At 53.3% G+C, this 706-nt stretch carries 1 protein-coding gene; it reads left to right on the forward strand.

The genetic code is table 11. The annotated features are described in order from the left end of the window. A partial coding sequence (locus tag P5674_RS25500; protein WP_315670453.1) for a VCBS repeat-containing protein occupies positions 1–706 on the forward strand: 706 nt, incomplete at both ends.

A 706-nucleotide genomic window follows, 5' to 3' on the forward strand; every position in this document is an offset into this window, starting at 1 on the left:
GGCGATATCGACATCCTGCTCACCGGCCGCGATAGTAGCAATAACCCCATCAGCCAAGTATACACCAATGACACTGTATTTGCCTCACCCGCCAAAGCCATCTATGAAGCTGACAGCAGCAACGGCACCTGGCAATACAGCACGGACGGCGACACGACTTGGGTAAACTTCCCAACAGTTAGCGAAACCAACGCCCTACTCCTGGACGGCAGCAGCCAAGTCCGGTTTGTCCCCAACCCCGACTACAGAGGAGAAGCCACTTACAACTTCCGCGCCTGGGACCAATCAGATGGACTGTCAGTGGGGACTACGGCCGACGTTAGCACCAATGGCGGCACCACGGCTTATAGTGGCGATACGGCCACCGCCACCATCACCATCAACCCGGTCAAACAAGCACCAATTCTCAGTCAAACGGAGTTTACCCTAACAGCAATTGACGAAGACAGCACCGACCACACAGGAGATAACCTAGGGACAATAATTGGTGACAGCATCACCGTAGATGAACTGACTAACATCTTAGACTTCAGCCTCAATACCAATATCTCCCTGACCGGTGTTTACTTTAGTTCGGTAGCCACAGCAGACTTCAATGGCGACGGCGATATCGACATCCTGCTCACCGGCCGCAATAGTAGATTTCAACCCATCAGCCGAGTGTATCTCAACGATGGCAGTGGGGGATTTACCCACGCCACCAATC

This window comes from Limnospira sp. PMC 289.06 (assembly GCF_032350395.1).
GTDB classification, from domain to species: Bacteria; Cyanobacteriota; Cyanobacteriia; order Cyanobacteriales; family Microcoleaceae; genus Limnospira; species Limnospira platensis.